Origin of the sequence: Actinomadura geliboluensis, assembly GCF_005889745.1 — a bacterium.
GTDB lineage: Bacteria > Actinomycetota > Actinomycetes > Streptosporangiales > Streptosporangiaceae > Spirillospora > Spirillospora geliboluensis.
The window spans coordinates 36,776-57,802 of the sequence record NZ_VCKZ01000007.1; the positions used below are offsets into that span (position 1 = coordinate 36,776).

Here is a 21,027-nt window from a genome sequence, read left to right on the forward strand (position 1 = left end):
GCACGGGCCCGGCCGGTACAGGGGCCGCGGCGCCGTGCGCGCTCACGGGTTCGCGGGAACGCTCCCCGCGACCGGCTCACGGAGGCTGCGCTTGAGCACCTTGCCGCTGGGCGTGCGAGGCAGCGCGTCGACCAGGTCGACCCGGGTCGGGCATTTGTAGTGTGCGAGCCTTTCCCGGCAGAAGGCGATCACTTCCGGCTCGGTGAGCCGGGCGCCGTCCCTGGCGACGATCGTCGCGACGACCGTCTCGCCCCAGCGCGGATGGGGGACGCCGACGACGGCGGCCTCCGCCACTCCCGGGTGTTCGGCGAGGACGTTCTCGACCTCCACCGGATAGACGTTCTCTCCCCCGGTGATGATCATGTCGGTGATGCGGTCGGTCAGGAACAGGTAGCCGTCCTCGTCCAGATGGCCCGCGTCGCCGGTGCGGAACCAGCCGCCCGCGCGGAAGACCCGGGCGGTGTCGGCCTCGTTGCCGAGGTAGCCGCGGGTGAGCAGGGCGCTGCGCGTCCACACCTCGCCGGTCGCCCCGGCGGGCAGTTCCTTCTCGGTCGCGGGATCGCGGATCTGGATCTCCACTCCTTCGGCGGCGCGTCCGGCGGAGGCCAGCCGCGCGCCTCCCGCACGGTGGTCGTCCGGGCTGAGGAACGTGATCGGCCCGCACGCCTCGGTCATCCCGTAGCTCTGCACGAGGTCGCAGCCGAGCGCCGCCCGCGCCTCCTCGATCACCGCGGGCGGCATCGGGGACCCGCCGTAGATGAGGGTCTTCAGGCTGCTCAGGTCGGCGTCCGCCACCGCCGGGCTCTGCACCAGGGTCTGGACGACCGCCGGGACGCTCAGCATGTGCGTGGCGCGGACGTCCGCCAGCACGCGCAGGACGCCCTCGGGCGAGGCGTCGGTGAGGAAGACCGACCGCGCTCCCCGGCCCAGGCAGTAGAACAGCCACCCCGTCCCCGAGACGTGGAACAGCGGAGCGGGGACGCTCACGACCGATCCCGGGCCGACCTCCCATGGCGCGGGCGTCGCCAGGTTCGCGGTGATGTTGGCGTTGGTCAGCTGCACCGCCTTCGGCTGGCCCGAGGTCCCGGAGGTGTAGATGAGGAGGGTCGTGTCGCCGGGGTCCGCCGGATGCCGGTCGGCGGTCGTGGGACGCCCGTCGAGCCAGGCGTCGTAACCGGAGACGAGCCGCAGGTCGCCTCCCAGCACCACGACGTTCTCCCCGGCGTGCGCGACGTCCTCCTCCGCCAGGCCCAGCGCCCGCAGGTACGCGGTGTCGGCGACGACGGCCCCCGGCCTGGCGTGGTCGAGGACGCGCGCGAGTTCGGCCTGCGCGAGCCGCCAGTTCAGCGGGACGGCGGGGATGCCGCGCCTGTTCGCGCCCGTCATCAGCTCGGCCCAGACGGCGGCGTCGCGGCCCAGGTACGCGACCGGGCCGCCGGTGTCCGCCAGCGCGTTCGCGACCTGGGCGGAGCGGTGCGCGAGCTCGGCGAAGGTGAGCTGCCTGCCGCCGGCGTTGCCGGTGGCGGGCCGGTCCGGCGCCTCCCGGGCCCAATGGTCGACCATGTCGGCCATCGCGCCGGTGAATCCGCGGTCGTCCATGATGAATGCGCCTCCCACCGAACTTCGGACCGGTTCCGTCCCGATGCCGCCGGCGGGGCGCATCCGGGGGCCGGGACAGCGGTCACCCGTACCTATCATTAACCTGACGTCACTTTCAATAAGGTGTTCAGCGGGCGTCGAGCCGCCGCAGCCCCCGCTCGGCGATCGCGCGGACCTCGTCGTCGAGGTCGCCGAACTCCTGGCCGGCCATCGCGCCCGCCCGCTGCCGGGCGGCGACGCCCTGGGTGATGACCGCGCACTTGAAGTGCGCCAGCGCCTCGTAGAAGGGCAGGTCGGCCATCTCCACGCCGGTCCGGCGGCAGTAGCGGGCGGCGATCTCGGCGCGGCTCGGGAAGCCGGGCAGCGCGGTGACGGCCGGGGTCAGCCGCAGGCCCGGCTCGCCGGGCTCCTGCCAGTAGAAGAGCAGCAGGGCGAGATCGGTCAGCGGATCGCCGAGCGTGGACATCTCCCAGTCGAGCAGGGCCCGCATCCGGCCCGGGTCGTGCGGGTCCATCACGCAGTTGTCGAGCTTGAAGTCCCCGTGGACGATCGAGGCCCCCCGCGACGCGGGCACGGCCTCCGCGACGCGGCGCCCCAGCTCCTCGACCGGGGCCACGGCCGCGGTGCGCGACCGCCGCCACTGGTCGGTCCAGCGGCGCACCTGCCGGTCGAGGAAGCCGTCCGGCCTGCCGAAGCCGTCCAGCCCGACCGACCGCGGGTCGATCCGGTGCAGGGCGGCCAGGACGTCGACGAGCGCGAACGCCAGCTCCGCCCGCTGCCCGGGGCCGTCGGCGTAGCCGTCGGGCATGCGGTCCCGGATGACATGGCCCTGGACGCGCTCCATGACGTAGAACGGCGAGCCGATGACGGCGCCGTCGTCGTCGAGGACGACGCGCGCCACCGGCACGGGGGACGAGGCGAGCGCCCGCTGCACCCGCGCCTCGCGGGCCATGTCGTGGGCGCTCGGCAGCAGTTCCCCGGACGGCGGCCGGCGCATCACCAGTTCCCCGGCGGGGCTGGTGAGCAGGAACGTCAGGTTCGACTTCCCGCCGGCCAGCAGGGTCGCGGTCAGCTCGGTCCAGGCCGCGTCGCCGGTCGCCCGGGCCAGGGCCGCGCCGAGCCTGTCCGGCCGGACGAGCTCGTCCAGCCCTGCCTGCGCCACCGACCCTGCCTGCGCCACCGCCCCTGCCTGCGCCGCCGGCTCGGTCGCCCGTTCGCTCGTCACCATGCGCCCTCGTCTCCTTCCTCGGCCGCGCTCATGCTCCGAAGTCCCAGCCGTTCCCGTTCCGGAACTCGCGGAGCAGCCGCCGCGCCACGTTGACCACGTGCACCTCGTCCGGGCCGTCGTAGATGCGGCCCGACCTGGCGGCCCGGTACATCCGGCTCAGCGGGGTGTCGTCGGTCAGGCCGGCCGCCCCGTGCACCTGGACGGCCCGGTCGATGACGTCGTGCAGCATCCGCGCGCCGACGACCTTGATCGCGCCGATCTCGACGCGTGCGCCGTGCCCGCGGTCGATCTTGCTGGCCGCGTCCAGGGTGAGCAGCCGGCAGGACTGGATCTGCGCCCAGCTCTCGAACACGTGCCGCTGCATCAGCTGCGTCTCGCCCAGCGGCGCCCCCTTGAGCATGCGGCCGTTGAGGCGGTCGCACATCAGCTCGAAGGCCCGCTGCGCCTGGCCCAGCCAGCGCATGCAGTGGAAGATGCGTCCCGGTCCGAGCCGCTCCTGGGCGATGGCGAAGCCCGCGCCGCGCTCGCCGAGCAGGTAGCCGGCGGGCACCCGCACGTCAGTCAGGGTCAGCTCGTAGTGCCCGCTAGAGATGCCCAGCACCGGGGTCTCCCGGACGATCCGGAACCCCGGCGTGTCGGTCGGCACGACGATCAGCGAGAACGCGCGGTGCGGCGGCGCGTCCGGTTCGGTGCGGCACAACACCGTGGTGAAGGCCGCGTCACCGGCGCCCGTGATGAACCACTTCCGGCCGTTCAGTACCCATTCGCCGTCCACGAGCTCGGCGGACGTGGTGAGCCCGGTCGGGTCCGAGGACGCCACGTCCGGCTCGGTCATGGCGAAGCTCGGCCCCACCTCGCCCCGCACCAGCGGGTCGAGGAAGCGGTCGCGGCACTCGCCCGCCGCGTGCCGGGACAGCATGAGCGAGTCCTGGAGCGTCCAGGTGCCGAGGGCGTACTGGCCGAAGTCCGAGCGCCCCTGCACTTCGTTCACGTAGACGTAGTCGAGGAACGGCATTCCGCCGCCGCCGATGTCCGCGGGATGCCCGAGCGCCCACAGCCCTTCCTTCTTGGCCTGGGCCTGCAGCTCCGCGAGCAGCTCGCGGGACTCGGGGCTCCGCGCGCCGAGCGCGTGCTCGACGGGTTCGACGCGTTCGGTGAGGAACCGGTGCACCGCCCGGCGGAGCGGCACCACGTGCTCGGGCACCGAGAACGCGCTGGTGAGAGTCGATGGATTCATCTGCGGCGGCTACTCGCGCGTGGACAGCATCGACTTGTTCCGGCTGTGGTCGACGTCGTCGAGCGTCGCGGTCAGCAGCCGGTGCGCCTCCGCCGGATCGGCCTCGAAGCCGGGGGTGTCGACGCACAGCTCGATCATGATCCCGTTGGGGTCGATGTAGTACAGCGAGCGCAGGTAGTCGTGGTCGACCTCCATGTACGGCTTGACCTCGGCGGCGTCCATCCGGGCGCGCACCTCGGCGACCTTCTCGGCGGTGACGTTGAACGCGATGTGGTTCACCCAGCGGGGCAGGTTGTTGCCGATGGAGATCTCCGAGCTCCAGCCCTCGCGCTCCCCCGCCCCGTGCAGGTCGAAGAACGCGATGCAGCTGCCGTCGCCCGTGTCGTGGAACGTGTGGCGGAAGAACCCGCCGCTCGGCCCCGCCGCCACCTCGGTGTGGACGAGCGGGAAGCCCATCAGTTCCTCGTAGAAGCGTGTGGTCGCCTCAAGGTCGCGGCAGGCATAGGCGACGTGGTGGATTCCTGGGGCCGGCATTGCGTGCACCTCCGAATAGAGCGGGATAAATCTGTCGTTAGATTCAGTTTTGGACCGCCGGAACGTCCCCGGCGAAGCGCGGAGCGCCGCGGGTCAGCGGCGCGTGAACACCGGCGGACGGCGTTCGGTGAACGCGCGCACGCCCTCGTGGAAGTCGTCCGTTCCGTGCAGCAGCGCCTGGTCGCTCGCCTCTTGGCGCAGCACCGCATCCAGCCCTTGGGGGCCGGCGGCCAGCATGGCCTTGGTGAACGCCACGGCAGACTGGGGTTGTTCGGCCAGCACGCGGGCTATCTCCATGGCGCGTTGCAGAGCCTCCCCTGGCTGCGCCCGGTAGTCGGCAAGGCCGACATCGACCGCCTCTGCCCCGCGCACCGGCTCGTCTAGCAGCAGCATCCGCCGGGCCATGCCGTAGCCCACCCGGTGCGGCAGGGACCAGAGCAGACCCAGATCCGCCATGAGCCCCAGGCGCGGGAAGGCGCACCGGAACGTCGCGTCCTCGGCGGCGACCACCAGATCGCAGGCCAGCGCCAGGGACAGCCCGGCACCGACCGCATGCCCCTCGACCGCGGCGACCACCGGCTTCCGGCCCGCCGCCAGCGTCCGGACCGTGCGGTGAAGCGCGACGAGGTTGTCATGGGTCGAGGCGACGGTCGCATTGTGCAGGACGGCGATGTCCACACCGGCGCAGAACGTCCCCTCGGAGCCGGTGAGGACGAAGGCCCGGACGCCCGGGTCGTCCAGCGCCTCCTCCAGCCGTCCCTGCAAGACGGCCATGGACTCCATGGTGAAGGCGTTCCGCTTGCCAGGCCGGTTGAGCCTGAAGACGCGCACCGCCCCCACGTCCTCGACGCTCACCTCATCGGACGGACGGCCGGTCTTGGACGCAGGAGAAGCCGCCGACGGCGTGCCCTCATGGGGTGCTGACATGGTCACCTCTCCTAGACCGCCGTCCATCCGCCGTCGACGGACAGCGTGCTGCCGGTGACGTAGGTGGAGGCGTCCGAAGCCAGGTACACGAGCGCTCCGTCCAGTTCGTCGGCGCGCCCTCCGCGGCCCATCGGGATGGTGCGGCGGATATAGGCGCGGCCCTGGTCGGTGGAGAACAGCTCCTGGCTCATCTCCGACTCGAAGTAGCCCGGCGCGATCGCGTTCACGCGCACTCCCTCGCGCGCCCACTGCGAGGCCAGTTCCCGCGTGAGGTTGACGGCTCCGGCCTTGCTGGCGCAGTAGCCGGCGTGCGGGATGCGCTTGGACCCGACCAGGCCCAGCGCGGAGGCGATGTTGACGATGCTCCCCCCGCCCTGCTCGACCATCGCGAGCCCGGCGTACCGGGCGCAGGTGTAGAGGCCGACCAGGTTGACCTCCAGCAGGCGGCGGAAGTCGTCGGTGGTCTCCTCGGCCACCGTCTTCACATGGGTCGCGCCGGCGTTGTTCACCAGCACGTCGAGCCGTCCCGCCCACGCCCGCGCCCGGTCGACGAGCTCGCGCACCTCGGCCTCGACGGTCACGTCCGCCGTCACCGGCAGGACGCGGTCCTCGCCCAGTTCCCGCGCCAGCTCCTCCAGGTCGCGGGTGCGGCGCGCGGCCGCCGCGACCCGGGCCCCGCGCCCGGCCAGGCACCGGACGAAGCGCCTGCCCAGACCGGACGAGGCACCGGTGACGATCACGCCGCGCCCGGTGAGGTCGAACAGATCGGACTGTGGCTCGGCCACTTAATGCTCCTGACGGCTGGAGGGGTCTTCGGACGTCACGCGGGGTCGGCCTCGGCGCTGCCGAGGTAGGCGGCGAGGACCGCGGGGTCGCGGCCGATCTCCTCGGGGGTGCCGACGGCGACGAGGCGGCCGAAGTCGAGGACGGCGATCCGGTCGCAGATGTCCATCACCACGCCCATGTTGTGCTCGATCAGCACCACCGTGAGCCCGAGCCGCTCGTGGGCGTCGAGGATGGCGTCGACCATGGACTCGACCTCGTCGTGCGTCATCCCGGCGACGGGCTCGTCCAGCAGCAGCACGTCGGGCTCGGCGGCGAGGGCCCGGCACAGCTCGACCTGGCGCTGCGTCCCGCCGGGCAGTTCGCCCATCCGCGTGTCCCGCAGCTCGCCCAGGCCGAACATCTCCAGGGTCTCCTCCGCCTTGGCCCTGCTCTCGCGCTCCTCGCGCGCGGCCCAGCCGTACCAGAGCATGCCGCGCAGGATGCCGGCGCGCTGCCGGGCGATGCAGCCGAGCAGCACGCTGTCGAGGACGGTCATGGTGGGGAAGGACTCGACGTTCTGGAACGTCCGCCCGATGCCGAGCGCGTTGACCCGGTCGGGCCGGGAACCGAGGATGTCCCGGCCGCGGTGCCGGATCCTGCCCTCCTGCGGGCGGTAGACCCCGGACACGCAGTTGAACAGCGAGGACTTGCCGGCGCCGTTGGGCCCGATGATGCCGAAGGTCTCCCCCTCGCGGATCTCCAGCGAGACGCCGTCGAGGGACCTGACGCCGCTGAAGTTCAGCGTGACGTCCTGGAGTTCGAGTACCACGGGGTGCTCGGTGGTGGTCATCGGCTCGCCCTCTCCGCGGTCCGCCGGGCACGCCGCCCGCTCATGTCCTGCCCGCCCATGTAGTAGCGCGCGACCCGCTCGTCTCCGGCCAGTTCGGCGGCCGGGCCGCCGCACACGATCCGGCCGCCCTCCAGCACGTAGCCGTACTCGGCGACCTGGAAGGCCAGCAGGGCGTTCTGCTCGACCAGCAGGACGGTGGTGCCCTTCGCGTTGATGGCCAGGACGACGTCGCGGATCTCCTCGACGATCCGCGGCGCCAGCCCCAGGCTCGGCTCGTCCAGGACCAGCAGCCGGGGCTGGGTCATCAGCGCCCGGCCGATCGCGAGCATCTGCTGCTCGCCGCCGGACAGGAAGCCCGCCCGCTGCCCGAGCCGCCGCCGCAGCACCGGGAACAGGTCGAGGATCTCCTCGAACGCCGGCTCCCGGCGGGCGTCGTCGCGGCGCAGGGTGTGCGCGCCGGCCAGCAGGTTCTCCCGCACCGTGAGGTTGGGGAAGACCTGCCGCCCTTCGAGCACCTGCGCCACGCCGCGCCGCACGACGGCGGAGGCGTCCGCGCCGGTGATGACGTCGTCGTCCAGCGTGACCCGCCCGCGGTGGACCGCGCCCTCGTGGTGCTTGAGGAGCCCGGAGACCGCGCGCAGCAGCGACGTCTTGCCGGCGCCGTTCGGCCCGACCAGCGTCACGATCCGGCCGGCGGGCACCTTCAGGGAGACCTCCTCCAGGACGACGCCTCCCGTCCGGTAGCCCACGGTGAGGTCGTCGACGGCGAGGCTCGCCGCCGCGTTCTTCTCGGCCGCGTTCTTCTCAGCCATCTGACCGTCCCTTCCGGTTCTTCCGGCCGGCCGCGTCCAGCACCCGTTCGGAGATGCCGGCGAGTCCGCGCGGCTCGAAGACCAGCACCGCCACCACGGTGAGCCCGTAGAGGAAGTTCGCGAGCACGTCGACGGAGACGCCGCCGCCCGCCGAGGGGGTCGTGCTGATCCCCGGCACGACGCGGGCGAGGAGCGTCACCACCTGCGGGATGGCGGTCACGAAGACCGCGCCCGCGATGGCGCCGCGCAGCGACCCGACGCCGCCGATGATGATCATCGCGAGCAGCTCGACCGACAGCATCAGGTCCCACTGGTCGGGGACCGCGTACGTCTGGTAGGCGACGAGGAGCGCGCCCGCGAGGCCCGCGTACGCGGCGGCGACCGCGAACGCCGCGCTCTTCATCCGGGCGACCGGGACGCCGACGACGGCGGCGGTCAGGTCCCGGTCGCGGATCGCGGCGAAGCCCCGCCCCGGCCGGGTGCGGCTCAGGTTGCGGGCCGCCACCGCGGCCACCGCGAGCACCGCGCAGGCCAGGTAGAAGAACTGCTGGTCGCCGGTCAGCATGAACCGGCCGATGATCACGTCGTCCAGCAGGTCGTGGCCGAACAGGACGGCCGACTGCGAGGGCCGGCCCTTGCTCCCGCCGGTGAGCGTCTCCCAGACGTCCCACAGGTACTCGGCGACGAAGAGGACGGCGAGCGTGACCACCGCGAGGTAGAGCCCGCGCAGCCGGGCCGCGAACGGGACGACGAGCAGCCCGACCGCCGCGCTGACCAGGGCCGCCGCCGGGAGCCACACCCAGATGGGCAGGCCCTGGTCGGCACCCAGCCAGATGGCGGTGTAGCCGCCGACCGCGACGAAGGCGGAGTGGCCGAGCGAGACCTGCCCGGCCATCCCGGTCAGGACGTGCAGGCCGAGGGCCGCGATCGCGTAGATGACCGAGAAGACGGCGATCGCCTGCCACTGCGGCGTGGTGAACAGCGGGACGGCCAGCAGCGCGGCGACCGCCGCGGCGCGCGGGGCGCGGGACGTCCACGGGCGGGGCCGGCCGCCCGGCGCCGAGGCGGCGCCGGTGCCGGGGCGGGTGGAGACGGTGGAGGTCATCAGATGCGCTCCGCCTCGTGGTGCCCGAACAGTCCGGAGGGCCGCAGCGTGAGCACCAGCAGCATCGCCACGTACGGGAGGACGACGTGCACGCCGCCGTACTCCGCCAGGTAGCCGGAGCCGAGCACCAGCAGCAGCCCCACGCTCATCCCGCCGACGACCGCGCCGGCCAGCGAGTTGAACCCGCCGATCACCAGCGCCGGCAGCGCGCCGAGCGCCGTGTCGACCATGTCCGGCGAGACCCGGCGCGGGAAGGCGCCGAGGAAGACCCCGCCGGCGACCGCCAGCACCCCGGCGATGCCCCAGGAGACGGTCTGGACCCAGCGCATGTTGATGCCCTGCGCCAGTGCCGCCTCATGGTGGTCCGCGGCGGCCCGCAGGGCGAGGCCGTAGCGGGTCCGCTGGAAGAACGTCCACAGCAGCGCGAGGAGCAGGAGGGAGACGGTGATGATCCACACGCCCGTCCAGGAGAGGGCGACGCCGCCGACGCGCAGCACTCCGCGCCCCATCGGCCCCTCGGTCGACCCCTTCGGGTTGACGCCCCACGACATCGCGACGACCGCCTGCCCCATCACGGACAGGCCGAGCGTCGCCATGATCACGACGTAGAGGGAGCGTCCCGCCAGGCGGCGCAGGATGACCTTCTCGCACACGATCGCGAGCGCCGCCATGCACACCAGGGCGACCAGGACGCCCCAGCCGAACCCGTGGGGGGCGAGCGCGGCGACGATGTAGGCGCTGATCATCACGAACACCGGGTGCGCGAAGTTGAACACGCCGGAGCTCTTGAACACCATGACGAAGCCCAGGCCGATCAGCGCGTAGATGCACCCGAGGGTCATCCCCTGGAAGGCCAGCTGCAGGAAGTTGTTCATGATCGCCTCGCCGGCCCGTCAGCCCTTGGCGCCGTCGGCCAGCCGCCACTTGGCGGCCAGGTCCGTCGCGCCGAAGCCGGTGACCGGCACCGGGATCCCGGTCTTCAGGTCGATCTTGTTGACCCGGGTCTGCCGCGAGGGGATCCGGCTGTCGGGGCCGGACGCGCCGTACTCGAGGTCGGGGCTGAGCCCGTCCGTCGTGACGCTGAGCCCGGACATGGCCGCGACCACGCCCTTCTGGGTGAGGTCCTTCTTCTCGCACGCCTTCTCCAGCGCCGCGACCGCGACGGACGCGTCGATCCAGCCGGCGATGACGAGCTGGTCGGGCTTGGTGCCGGGCGCCACCTTCTCGACGTTCTTCTTCACCTCGGCCATCGCGGGCACGTTCTCGGTGTAGAGGACGCTGCTGGTCACGACGTGCAGCTTGTCGAGCAGCTTGCCGAGCTGGGGCGCCAGCGCGCTCTCGTAGCCCGAGTCGACGGTCAGCCAGTGGGGCGAGAAGTCGAGCTGGGACGCCTGGCTGAGGATGGGGCCGGTCTTGGAGGCGATGCCGTGGATCCACACGGTCTCCGCGCCCGCCTTCTTCATCTTCAGGATCTGGGCGGTGAAGTCCTCCGCCTTCACGTCGTAGCCCGCCTCGGCGACCACCTCGACGTCGGGGTCGTTGGCGGCGACGTAGCGCACCGCCTTCTGGCCCTCCTGGCCGAACGCGTCGTCCTGGTAGATGACGCCGACCTTGAGCTTGCCGCCGGACCCGGCCTGCTCCCGCTTCGCCCAGTCCAGCCCGTTGATCACGTACATGGGGAACGGGGTGGTGAACAGGTAGACGTTCTCCAGCTTGATCACCTCGGCCGCGCTCGTCGCGGCGAGCGTGGCGATGTCGTCGCGGGCGATCTGCTGGCTCAGCCCGTAGATGCTCGTCGCGCCGAGCAGCTGCCCGATCATGACGATGTCCTTGACGTTGGCGCGGTACACCTGCACCGCCACGGCCGGGTCGTACTTGGTGTCGGCGCGGACCGAGACGAGCTTGCGCCCGCACACGCCGCCGGACGCGTTGGCCTTGGCCAGGCGCGCGTCGAAGCCGGCGGCCCCCGCGATCGCCCCCGCGGCGACGGGGCCGGTGTAGCCGTTGAAGAGACCGATCTTGATCTCGTCGGCGGTGACTCCGGCGTCGACCTTCACGCCGTCCTTGCTCGTGGACGCGGCCGGGGTGGCGCAGGCGCCGGCCAGCGCGGCGGTGGCCACCAGGGAGATGCAGGCGAGTCGTGTTCTCAAGGCGCTACCTCATGATTCGCTGAAGGCTGGCGGGGGATGTGACACTGACCTCAGATTTAGCTAAGCATTTACGAAGCTAACGTCAGTGTCAATACTTCGGGAGCGAATTACTGCTGCTCAGCGGAGCGGACGGCCGCCGACCGCAGCTGCGCGCGGCGACGCACGAGGGTCACGGCGACCCCGGCGAGGACCACGGCGAGAAGAAGCGCCGACTCGCGGAGCCCCGCGAGGTCGTCGATGCCGAGAAGATGGTCGAGCGAGACGCGTCCGGTCCCGGTGAAGAGCAGGGCAAGGCCGGCGGTCGCGAACACCGCGGGCAGTTCCACGCCCTTCTTGCTCTCCCACAGGCCGTTCGGGACGTGCAGCGAGCAGGCCACCAGCATCACGCCGACGACCGTCGCGGCGGCGGCCGGGCCCGCGAACCCGGCGACCAGGGCCAGCCCTCCGGCGATCTCGAGGCTTCCGGCGAGGGCCGCCATGGGACGTCCCGGACGGAAGCCGCCCCGATCGAACGCCTGCGCGGTCGCGGCCAGCCCCGGCCCGCCCAGCCGGCCGAACTTCTGCAGCCCGTGCCCGGCGAGGTACAGCCCGAAGACGACGCGCAGCGCGAGCAGGCCGATGTCGGCCGACGCGCCGGTCATGCCAGGCGCGCCTTCGTCCAGTCCGCGACCAGGTCCGCCAACTCGGCGCGGGCCGCGTCGCCCCCGTCGCGGCGGAAGTAGTGGTCGGCCGCGATGACGTGGGACTCCTTGTCCGCGGAGCCGAGCGCCTCCAGGATCGCGTCCGCGTCGCTGGGGAAGACGCCCGTGTCCATGTCGGCGTTCACCACGAGCGCGGGCTCCTTGATGCGGGCGAGGTGCGGCGTCGCGCGGGTCTGCGAGTCCTCAAGGCTCCAGAGGGAGAGCCAGGTGCGCAGCGTGCAGGTGCTCGCGATGCCGAAGACCGACGCGTTGGCGCGCGCGGGCTCCCCGGCGTAGCAGGAGTTGGGCTCGCGCCGCGTCGGCTCGATCGTGGGGTCCACCATGCGCGGATCCGCCCAGGTGCGGTGGACGTTGAACAGGCGATCGTGGAACCCGGCCGCCTTGAGCCGGCGCATCTCGTCCTTCACCCAGCGGGTGATGCGGTGGTTGCGCCGTGTCTGGGCCTCGCGGTACCGGGCGAGGAACTCCGCCGAGTAGGGCGCCGGGTTCCCCTCGTCGAAGAGGCTGAGCGCGGGGTCGGTCGAGACCGGGTCCGACTCGTCGACGACCGACGGGTCCATCCACGCCGTGAGCACCTCGGGGCGGCCCAGGTGCGCGGCGGTCGAGATGTAGGCGTCGGCCACCGGAAGCTCCTCGACGCCGCGCGCGGGCCGCATGCCCGGGAGCGGCGCGACGTTGGGCTCCCTGGCCTGCGACTGGTAGGCGGCCATCAGCGACCCCCCGCCCGAGTTCCCCAGCAGGACGACCCGCTCGACCCCCGCCTCCTCGCGAAGCCACCGGACGCCGCTGCCGATGTCGACGAGGGCGTGGTCGAGCAGGAAGTGGCTCTCGGCGCCCCGGAAGCGCGTGTTCCAGCCCAGGAACCCCAGGCCGCGCTCGGCGATGAAGTCGGCGAGGTAGTGCTCGGAGAAGTCGACGGAGTAGTGCGTCGCGATCAGCGCGATCTTCGGGGACCGGCCCGATGGGCGGTGGTACACCCCCTGGCACGGGTGTCCCCCGGCACCGGCCCGCTGGGCCGTGGGGGAGTCGAGCCCGACGAAAAGACGCTCCACCGGCATGGCGACACTCCCAAAAGTAAACCTGACGTCGGATTTGGACCTTAGCCCGCGGCCGAGGACGATGTCCATACGCGGAGCGGCACCGATATCAGGCGCGGCCCGTCGGCAACCAGGGAGAACGCGTGCGCTCGTAGGCGGTGATGGCCTCGTTCCGGCCCAGGGTCAGGTCGATCTCGTCCAGGCCGTTCACGAGCCGGTGATGGGCGGAGTCGTCCAGGTGGAAGGGGCTGTCGTGGACCCCGGCGGCCGGGCAGGCGATGGATCGTTCCACGACGTCGATGACGATCTCCGTGGCGGGGTCGGCGGTCGCGGCGGCGAGCAGGGCCGCGGCGATCTCGGGCGCCACCCGCACCGGGACCAGACCGCTGTTCGGCAGGTTGCCGCGGAAGATGTCGGCGAAGCCCGGCGCGACGATCGCCCGGAAGCCGTAGTCGCGGAGCGCCCACGGCGCGTGCTCGCGGGAAGAGCCGCAGCCGAAGTTCGGGCCGCTGACCAGGATCGTCCCCCCGCGGTACTCCGGGCGGTTCAGCACGAAGTCCGGATCGCGGCGCCACTTCTCGAACAGGCCGTCCGCGTAGCCGGTGCGCTCGACCCGCTTCATCCAGTGGGCCGGGATGATCTGGTCGGTGTCCACGTCGCCCCGGTCCAGCGGGACGGCGCGGCCGGTGACGACCGTGACGGGCTCCATCAGTGCTCCCGGAGATCGGCGGCGCTCGCCAGGTGCCCGAGGACCGCCGAGGCGGCGGCGGACTCGGGCGACACCAGGTGCGTGCGCGCGCCCGGCCCCTGGCGTCCTTCGAAGTTGCGGTTGGACGTGGACGCGCTGCGCCCGCCCGGCTCGACGGCGTCGCCGTTCATCCCGACGCACATCGAGCAGCCGGAGGAGCGCCATTCGAACCCGGCGGCGCGGAAGACCTCGTCCAGGCCCTCCTCCTCGGCCAGCCGCTTGACCCGCGTCGAGCCGGGGACGACCAGCGCCCGGACGCCGGGCGCGACCCTGCGGCCGCGGAGCACGTCGGCGGCGGCGCGCAGGTCGGCGAGCCGGCCGTTGGTGCACGACCCGATGAAGACCGTGGAGATCGCGATGTCGCGCATGGCCGTGCCGGGCGCGAGGTCCATGTAGGCCAGTGCCCGTTCGGCGGCGGCGCGCTCGGCGGGGTCGGCGAAGGACTCCGGCGCGGGCACGGTCCCGTCGATGCCGGTGGTCTGCGCCGGGTTGGTGCCCCAGCTCGCCTGCGGCCCGATCGAGGCCGCGTCGATGACGGCCTCCCGGTCGAAGACCGCGCCGTCGTCGGTGCGGAGGGTGCGCCAGTCGTCCAGCGCCTGTTCCCAGAGCCGTCCGCGCGGTGAGCGCTCGCGGTGCTCCAGGTAGGCGAAGGTGGTCTCGTCGGGGGCGATCATCCCGCTGCGCGCCCCGGCCTCGATGGCCATGTTGCACACGGTCATGCGCCCCTCCATCGGCAGCGCCGCGATCGCCTCGCCCCGGTACTCGATGAGCGTCCCGGCGCCGCCGGCGGTGCCGATCCGGGCGATGATCGCGAGGGTCAGGTCCTTGGCGGTGGTGCCGGGACGCGGCATGCCGCGCACCGTGACGGCCATGGTGCGCGGCCGCGGCGCCCAGAGCGTCTGGGTGGCCAGGACGTGCTCGACCTGGCTCGTCCCGATGCCGAACGCGATCGCGCCGAACGCGCCGAGGGTGGCGGTGTGGCTGTCGCCGCAGACGATCGTCATGCCGGGCTGGGTCAGGCCGAGTTCGGGGCCGATGACGTGCACGATGCCCTGCCCCGGCGACCCGAGCGGGTGGAGCTCGATGCCGGCCTGCCGGCAGTTGTCGCGCTGGATCCGCAGTTGCCGGGCGCTCAGGCCGTCCAGCAGGGACAGCCCCTCGGCCGAGGTGGGGACGTTGTGGTCGGCGGTCGCCACGGCGAGGTCGGGGCGGCGGACGGCGCGTCCGGCCGTGCGCAGCCCCTCGAACGCCTGCGGCGAGGTCAGTTCGTGCAGGAGATGGAGGTCGATGTAGAGGAGGTCGGAATCGCCCCGCTCGATGACATGACGGTCCCAGATCTTTCCGGCGAGCGTCGTCGGCGCCATCTTCGCGCTCCTTGCTCGGGCCGCCGCGCCCGGCGGGGCGGCCGCGGTTCAGTCGTCGTCGGCCCGCCAGTAGATCGCCCGGTACCAGATCTCGCCGAGCGTGCGGACGGCGGCCTCGTCGTCGATGTCGGCGCCCTCGCCGGCCCCGGCGAGCAGGTCGTAGCAGAACTGGTTGAGCATCGCGACGATGGCCCTGGCCGTGAGCTCGGGGTCGGCGCCGGGGCAGTACCCCTCGCGCTGGGCGCGCCGGACCCCGTCGGCGATGCTCTGCACGGCGTCGTCGCACAGCTCCCGCCAGTGCCCGGCGAACTCCTCGTTGATCATGGCGAGCTGGAAGACGCCCACCATCTCGGCGAGCCGCTCGCGGTAGGTCTCCCAGTGGGCGCGCGCCGACTCCATGACGCGCTCGCGGTGCGGGACCCCGTGCTTGTAGGCGACGACGGCGCGGGCCTTGGCCTCCTCGCGGAAGCCGCCCGCCCAGTGGGCGAGCAGGTCTTCCTTGGAGTCGTAGTAGTTGTAGAAGGAGGCGGGCGAGCGCCCGGCCTCCTGCGCTATGTCGGCGACCGTCATCGACAGGAAGCCTTTACGGGCGATGATCCGACGGGCGGCCGCCTCGATGGCCGCGAGCGTCTTGCGCCCGCGCTGTGTCGGACGGGGGGTCTGTGCCTTCTCCACACCTGAACCTAACATCGGCTTTTGCTCGCTGGACCGCACCGCGCCGCGCACCGGAACGCGGTGGAGGCTCGGCCGCACGGGGCAGATATGAACCTGATGTTAGCATCAACAAAGTGCCCGTCCCGCGCGGGTCCGCGATGCGGCGTATCCTTCCGGCCGTGGAGCTGCGCTTCGGGACGCGCGAGTCCGATTCGCCCTGGATCGACGCCGTCTGGACCTGCACGAGCGAGCAGGTCACGGAGATGACGTCCGTCGCAGGGGTGCGCTGGGGCCTGGTGTTCTGGGAGCAGGACGGCCGCGCGCACACGACCGTCACCGGGCCCGAGACCCGCACCAGCACGGCGCCGGTGCCGGAGGGCGCGACCTTCACGGGCATCGATTTCGCGGTCGGCACCTCGCTGCGGGCCATGCCCACGCCGGCGCTGGTGGACACGGGCGTCGTGCTCCCCGACACCACGCGCCGGACGTTCCGGCTGGACGGCGCGCGCTGGGAGACGCCCGGCCCCGACGACGCCGAGGCCCTGGTCGACCGTCTCGTCCGGTCCGGGATCGTGGTCGCCGACCCGCTCGTCGCCGAGGTGCTGCGCGGGCACCGCCCGGACGTCTCGGGGCGCACGGTCGAACGCCGGTTCCGCGCCGCGACCGGGCTGACGCGCGGCGCCGTCCGGCAGATCGAGCGGGCCCGCACGGCGGCCGGGCTGCTGGCGGCCGGCGACCCGGCGGCCGCCGTCGTCGCCAAGCTCGACTACTTCGACGAGCCGCACCTGGCCCGGGCGCTGCGCACCTACGTCGGACGCACCGCCGGGCAGCTGCGCGAGGGCGGCGGAGGCGCGATCGGCCTCGCCCTGGATCAGCGCGCGACGTCGTAGACCAGCTTCAGGATCCCGTTCCGGTAGGTCTCCGACTCCCGGAGCTTCAGCATCTGCTTGTCGCGGTCGGCGCGCGCGAACACGCTCTTCCCGGCACCGAGCAGCACGGGGAAGACCAGCAGGTTGTACTGGTCGATCAGGTCCGCGTCCGCCAGCCGCCGGGCCAGTTCCGCGCTCCCGTGGATGAAGATCGCGCCGCCGTCGGACTCCTTGAGCGCGGCGACGTCCTCGGTCGAGCGCAGGATCGTCGTCGGCCCCCACCCGTCGACGAGGGCGTCGTCGCCCAGCGTGGTCGACACCACGTACTTGGGCAGTTCCTTGTAGTCGGCGTGGTCCGCCGAGCCGGGCCAGACCGGCGCGAACGCCTCGTAGCTGCGGCGGCCGAACATCAGCGCCGTCGTGTCGGCGAGTTCCTCGCCCTTCAGCGACCAGGCTTCCGGGACGAACTCGAGGTCCTTGAACACCCAGCCGCCGCTGCGGTGCCCCTCCCCCGGCCCTCCGCCGGGCGAGTCCACGACCCCGTCGAGCGACATGAAACCGGTGTAGACCAGCTTGCGCATAGCGTTATCTCCTCATGTTCCGAGCCGGCTGCCGAGTTTCACACTAGGCCGCGGACATGAACCCGTCTTGGACGGAAACGACACCGACTCCAGCCGAGTACAGCGTTTTCGGCGGGCGGCTGCGTGTCCGGGATCGGCCGTCCGGCGAACGGCGCCGAACCGGCCTCGCCGGGGAACGGCTCAGCCGGGTGCGGCGAGGCAGCCGGGTTCGGTGGGCAGTCCCTCGCAGCGCTGTGCCCAGCCGCGGAGGTCGTCGGCGAACCTGGTCGACAGGCGGTCGAGATAGCCGTCCGGGTTGTCGCTCTTGCTCCGGGCGGCCTTCTGCAGCTCGCTCAGCATGACCCGCTGGGTGCCCTGCATGAAGTCCTTGTAGCCGAAGTCGTTGAGCCTGCCGATCAACGCGTCGATGAGCTTGCCGATGCAGCCCCGCACGTCCTCGTTCGGGTCGTCGCGCCAGATGCCGTAGAGGCGGACCGCGACGGCGCGCAGGGCGCTCTCGTTGGTCGGTCCGGCCAGCGTCATGTTCACCAGCGCCTCGACCAGCAGCAGCTTGGCCCGCGGGCTGAGTTCCGGTATCCAGCAGCCCTCCACCGCGCTCGGCCAGTGCAGGGACTGGCAGGTGTTGAGGCCGGTCGAGTGGCGGCAGAGCAGTTCGGCGGCGATGAGCTGCGCGTTGGCCGAGGACGAGCGCAGTGCCGCGTCGATGACGAGCACCGCGGTCTCCGGCGAGACCCGCGGGTTCTCCGGGCACCAGAGGTCGACGAGCAGGGCCACGGCGAGATCGGCGTTGTCCAGCTTGGTGAGCGCGAGGAGCCCGGAGGCCGGCGCCACCGGATCGGACGAGCCGCCGTCGGCAGGGGCGATCAGCTGGCCCGCGCGCATCGCCGATTCCAGCCTGAGCTGGCGGCTCTGTTCGGCCTGCTCCGTCTGCAGACGGTGCTCGGTCTGCCGGTTCACCACGAACCCGATCAGCGTTACGGACGCCGTCACGAGAACGCCGATGAACGTGAGCACGGCCGCGAGCCGCGCGGTCTCCCCGTCCCCTAAATGCAGCGGGCCGAGCAGCAGGCCCGCGGGTAGGACGGCCACCACCAGCAGCACGGTGACCGAGATGAGGAAGAACTTCCCGTCGTCCTTGCCCATGCTGTCCCCCTTCGCGATGCGCGAGGACAATCGTGGCGCGCCGGACACGGAGGGTGGTATGCCGAGTCCTCAACCGGACACCCGGCGGGCGGTGCGGTCGGTGAGGATGAGCGGGAGCGCGAGTGCGGCGAGGGCGGCTCCGATCAGGCAGACCCAGGTGAGGGCGGTGCCCTGGGAGAGCGCGGTGCCCTGGGAGAGCGCGGCCGCCGCGAGGACGGGCGTGCAGCTGATCCCGAGCTGGAAGGCCGACACGGTCGTGGCCCCGGCGAGCGTCGGCGCGTCGCCCGCGATGGCGAAGACGCGGGCGTAGATCGCGGGGTTCAGCACGAAGGCGGCGATCCCGAGCAGGAAGACGGTGGGGATCACCGCCCAGGCTTCGTGGACCGCGACGGCCATGATGACGGAGAGGGCCACGATCGCGGTGGCGCCGCCGAGGAGGGCGGCATGCGGACGTGCGTCGGAGACGCGTCCGCCGATGGACAGGCCGACGAAGGCGCCGATTCCGAAGAGGGCGAGGATCGCGGGGATCCAGAGCGCGGGCACACCGGTGACGTCGGTGAGCATGGCCGACAGGTAGTTGAACGTGATCATGTAGGCCGCGGTGGTCAGGATCGTGATCCCGTAGACGCCCCAGAGCCGCCGTTGCCGGATGGCGGACAGCTCCCGCGACACGCTCGGCCGCGCCGCCGGGCGGGGGCCCGCGTCCGCTGCGGGGATCCCGGCGTGGCAGGCGGCGATCCCGGCGAGGGTCAGGGCGACGACGGCCCAGAACCCGCCCCGCCACTGCGTGAACTGGCTGAGCAGGGTGCCCGCCGGACCTCCGGCGACCATGGCCATGCTCAGGCCGCTGACGACGACCCCCGAGGCGCGGGCGTTGCGGTCCGGGGTGACCAGGCTGATCGCGGTCACGGACGCGATGGCGAAGAAGCCCGCGTAGGCGACACCCGAGACCACCCGGCTCAGCAGCAGGACGTCGTAGTTCCCCAGCAGCCCGGCGGCGACGCTGACCGCGAACACGCCTTGGGTGGCCATCAGCGCGGTGCGCCGGGGCCAGCGCAGGCTGAGCACGGCGAACGGCGGCCCTCCGATGACGACACCGAGCGCGAACGCGGTGATCAGGAAGCCCGCCGAGGAGAGCGGGACTTCGAGATCGGCGGCCACGTCCGGTAGCACGCCCGCCAGCAGGAACTCCGCGCTGCCCATCGCGAACAGGCTGAAGCCGAGCAGGTAGACGCCGAGGGGGAGCCGCGCGGAGCTTCGGGACGTCTCGGCGAGGTCGGCGGCCATCAGGTCGCGTCCTCCTTGGCTGCGGCTTCGGACAGCTCGCGGTCGAGCAGCCAGCCGGTCATGGCGATGCCCGCCGCACAGCCCGCACCGGCCGCCATGACGACCTGGGCGCGGGGGTTGACCACGTTCCCGGCGGCCCACACCCCTTCGACGGACGTGGCGCCGGCGGCATCGACCGAGACCAGGCCGCTGACCGGGTCTTTTGCCGCGTTCAACGCGGTCAGGATGGCGTCGTACGGTGCCGGGCGGGTCCCGACGAAGATGGCCTCACAGGGCACCGTCCCGCCGTCGTCCAGTTCGACCACCGCTTCATCGCCGGTGGTCGTAACCCGGGTGACGTGGGTGTCGACGAGGCGCACGCCGTAGGCGGTCAGGCGCCGTCGTTCGGCGGAGTCGACCACGGCACCGTTGACGCAGAACGTCACCGACGAGCTGTAGCGGCGCATGAGGGCCGCCAGGTGCGCGGATTGCGGAGCCATCGTGCTGCCGATGACGGCGATGGTGCGCCCCCGCACCTCGTAGCCGTGGCAGTGGGGGCAGTGATGCACCACGGACGCCCACCCAGCGGCCAGGCCGGGCACGTCGGGCAGTTCATCGGCCAGTCCCGTGGCGACGAGAACCGACCGGGCGCGCAGGGCGCGCCGGTCATCGAGCCGCAACTCGAACACGCCGCCCTCGGCGCGGCGCACGTCGTTCACCGTCGCTCGCGTCAGGGTCCCGCCGTACCGGGTGAACTCGTCCTGGCCGGTCGCGAGGAACTCCTTCGGCGGCATGCCGTCCCGCGACAGGTACCCGTGCATGTGGGCGGCCGGGCCGTTCCGTGGCTCACTGCCGTCCACGATCAGCGTCGCGAACTGGGCCCGCGCCAGGACGATGCCGGCCGACAGACCGGCGGCCCCGCCACCGACGATGACGCTGTCCCACACCGTCTCCGCGAGCGATTCGTCCGGACGGTCTGCTGTTGTGTCCATGTGGACCACCTCCACTGACAGCGTCGGGAGGTGGCCCCGAAAACGACAACTAACGTTGCTGTTTCCGGGACACATTGGTTGACTGCGGCGTATGGACGACCAGCCCACCGTCGGCAGCGTGATCGCGCAGATCGCGCCCAGGCTGCGGCGCGCCCGCGACAAGAAGGGCGTCAGCCTCGCCGACCTCGCGCGGACCACGGGCATCTCGACCAGCACCCTGTCCCGGCTGGAATCCGGCCAGCGCAAGCCGAGCCTCGAACTGCTGCTGCCGATCACCGCGGCACTGGGCATCCCGCTGGACGAGATCGTCGCCGCGCCCCGGATCGTCGACCCGCGCGTACCCCAGCAGCCCACCAAGAAGGACGGGCGGGTGCTGATCCCGCTGTCCCGGCACCAGGGAGAACCGCGCGCCTACAAGCTGATCATCCCGGCGCACGATGAACAGATCCACCTGCGCACCCACAC

The 21,027-nt window shown here is 72.2% G+C and carries 22 protein-coding genes; 2 read left to right on the forward strand and 20 right to left on the reverse strand.

From position 1 onward, the window contains the following. Positions 1-42: 42 nt before the first annotated feature. From ETD96_RS02430 to ETD96_RS02505, 16 genes are all read right to left on the reverse strand, one after another. Positions 43-1,599: an AMP-binding protein gene (locus ETD96_RS02430; RefSeq protein WP_171068820.1), complete on the reverse strand. Its 1,557-nt coding sequence runs from the start codon at positions 1,597-1,599 to the stop codon at positions 43-45. Positions 1,600-1,726: 127 nt separating this feature from the next. Further along, a complete protein-coding gene (locus ETD96_RS02435; RefSeq protein WP_138633285.1) occupies positions 1,727-2,827 on the reverse strand; it encodes a phosphotransferase family protein in 1,101 nt (366 codons plus the stop codon). Positions 2,828-2,855: 28 nt separating this feature from the next. Continuing rightward, entirely contained in the window at positions 2,856-4,064 is a 1,209-nt protein-coding gene (locus tag ETD96_RS02440) for an acyl-CoA dehydrogenase family protein (protein WP_138633288.1), read from the reverse strand. A 9-nt stretch (positions 4,065-4,073) separates the two neighbouring features. Beyond that, complete coding sequence (locus ETD96_RS02445) at positions 4,074-4,598, reverse strand: VOC family protein (RefSeq protein WP_138633291.1); 525 nt, start codon at positions 4,596-4,598, stop codon at positions 4,074-4,076. 93 nt (positions 4,599-4,691) lie between these two features. Next, the gene (locus ETD96_RS02450; protein ID WP_138633294.1) at positions 4,692-5,525 is read right to left on the reverse strand and encodes an enoyl-CoA hydratase/isomerase family protein; all 834 of its coding nucleotides are present in this window, start codon (positions 5,523-5,525) and stop codon (positions 4,692-4,694) included. Positions 5,526-5,536: 11 nt separating this feature from the next. Beyond that, positions 5,537-6,310: an SDR family NAD(P)-dependent oxidoreductase gene (locus ETD96_RS02455; protein WP_138633297.1), complete on the reverse strand. Its 774-nt coding sequence runs from the start codon at positions 6,308-6,310 to the stop codon at positions 5,537-5,539. 35 nt (positions 6,311-6,345) lie between these two features. After that, positions 6,346-7,140 (reverse strand): ABC transporter ATP-binding protein, encoded by a 795-nt coding sequence (locus tag ETD96_RS02460; RefSeq protein WP_138633300.1) that lies wholly within the window; start codon positions 7,138-7,140, stop codon positions 6,346-6,348. Further along, complete coding sequence (locus tag ETD96_RS02465) at positions 7,137-7,952, reverse strand: ABC transporter ATP-binding protein (RefSeq protein ID WP_138633303.1); 816 nt, start codon at positions 7,950-7,952, stop codon at positions 7,137-7,139. Before ETD96_RS02465 ends, ETD96_RS02460 begins: the two co-directional genes overlap by 4 nt. Then, on the reverse strand, positions 7,945-9,057 hold the full coding sequence (locus ETD96_RS02470; RefSeq protein WP_138633306.1) for a branched-chain amino acid ABC transporter permease: 1,113 nt from the start codon (positions 9,055-9,057) through the stop codon (positions 7,945-7,947). The genes ETD96_RS02465 and ETD96_RS02470 overlap by 8 nt, the downstream gene beginning before the upstream one ends. Further along, the gene (locus ETD96_RS02475) at positions 9,057-9,932 is read right to left on the reverse strand and encodes a branched-chain amino acid ABC transporter permease (RefSeq protein WP_138633309.1); all 876 of its coding nucleotides are present in this window, start codon (positions 9,930-9,932) and stop codon (positions 9,057-9,059) included. The genes ETD96_RS02470 and ETD96_RS02475 overlap by 1 nt, the downstream gene beginning before the upstream one ends. Positions 9,933-9,950: 18 nt before the next feature. Next, entirely contained in the window at positions 9,951-11,207 is a 1,257-nt protein-coding gene (locus tag ETD96_RS02480) for an ABC transporter substrate-binding protein (RefSeq protein ID WP_138633312.1), read from the reverse strand. A gap of 107 nt (positions 11,208-11,314) precedes the next feature. After that, positions 11,315-11,848 (reverse strand): DoxX family protein, encoded by a 534-nt coding sequence (locus tag ETD96_RS02485; RefSeq protein WP_138633315.1) that lies wholly within the window; start codon positions 11,846-11,848, stop codon positions 11,315-11,317. Continuing rightward, positions 11,845-12,966 carry an alpha/beta hydrolase gene (locus tag ETD96_RS02490; RefSeq protein WP_138633318.1) on the reverse strand — a complete coding sequence of 374 codons (1,122 nt, stop codon included), beginning with the start codon at positions 12,964-12,966 and terminating at the stop codon, positions 11,845-11,847. The genes ETD96_RS02485 and ETD96_RS02490 overlap by 4 nt, the downstream gene beginning before the upstream one ends. A gap of 88 nt (positions 12,967-13,054) precedes the next feature. Next, positions 13,055-13,654 carry a 3-isopropylmalate dehydratase small subunit gene (leuD, locus tag ETD96_RS02495; RefSeq protein WP_138633321.1) on the reverse strand — a complete coding sequence of 200 codons (600 nt, stop codon included), beginning with the start codon at positions 13,652-13,654 and terminating at the stop codon, positions 13,055-13,057. Further along, positions 13,654-15,057, reverse strand: a complete 1,404-nt coding sequence (leuC, locus tag ETD96_RS02500) for a 3-isopropylmalate dehydratase large subunit (RefSeq protein WP_138633324.1) — start codon at positions 15,055-15,057, stop codon at positions 13,654-13,656. The genes leuD and leuC overlap by 1 nt, the downstream gene beginning before the upstream one ends. A 48-nt stretch (positions 15,058-15,105) precedes the next feature. After that, positions 15,106-15,732, reverse strand: a complete 627-nt coding sequence (locus ETD96_RS02505; protein ID WP_240807134.1) for a TetR/AcrR family transcriptional regulator — start codon at positions 15,730-15,732, stop codon at positions 15,106-15,108. Positions 15,733-15,890: 158 nt separating this feature from the next. Between ETD96_RS02505 and ETD96_RS02510 the strand changes: the two genes are divergently transcribed. Beyond that, positions 15,891-16,601, forward strand: coding sequence for a helix-turn-helix domain-containing protein (locus tag ETD96_RS02510; protein WP_138633330.1), 711 nt, complete (start codon positions 15,891-15,893; stop codon positions 16,599-16,601). Here ETD96_RS02510 and ETD96_RS02515 read toward each other — a convergent pair. The 4 genes from ETD96_RS02515 to ETD96_RS02530 form a co-directional block, all read right to left on the reverse strand. Next, positions 16,583-17,161 (reverse strand): dihydrofolate reductase family protein, encoded by a 579-nt coding sequence (locus tag ETD96_RS02515; RefSeq protein ID WP_138633333.1) that lies wholly within the window; start codon positions 17,159-17,161, stop codon positions 16,583-16,585. The genes ETD96_RS02510 and ETD96_RS02515 overlap by 19 nt on opposite strands. Before the next feature lie 180 nt (positions 17,162-17,341). Then, the gene (locus ETD96_RS02520; RefSeq protein ID WP_138633336.1) at positions 17,342-18,304 is read right to left on the reverse strand and encodes a hypothetical protein; all 963 of its coding nucleotides are present in this window, start codon (positions 18,302-18,304) and stop codon (positions 17,342-17,344) included. A gap of 69 nt (positions 18,305-18,373) precedes the next feature. Continuing rightward, positions 18,374-19,591: an MFS transporter gene (locus tag ETD96_RS02525; protein WP_138633339.1), complete on the reverse strand. Its 1,218-nt coding sequence runs from the start codon at positions 19,589-19,591 to the stop codon at positions 18,374-18,376. Then, positions 19,591-20,562 (reverse strand): NAD(P)/FAD-dependent oxidoreductase, encoded by a 972-nt coding sequence (locus tag ETD96_RS02530; RefSeq protein WP_138633342.1) that lies wholly within the window; start codon positions 20,560-20,562, stop codon positions 19,591-19,593. Before ETD96_RS02530 ends, ETD96_RS02525 begins: the two co-directional genes overlap by 1 nt. A 91-nt stretch (positions 20,563-20,653) precedes the next feature. On the opposite strand from ETD96_RS02530, the gene ETD96_RS02535 reads away from it, so the two are divergent. After that, positions 20,654-21,027: helix-turn-helix domain-containing protein (locus ETD96_RS02535; RefSeq protein ID WP_138633346.1), on the forward strand; the 374-nt coding region annotated here is incomplete at its 3' end.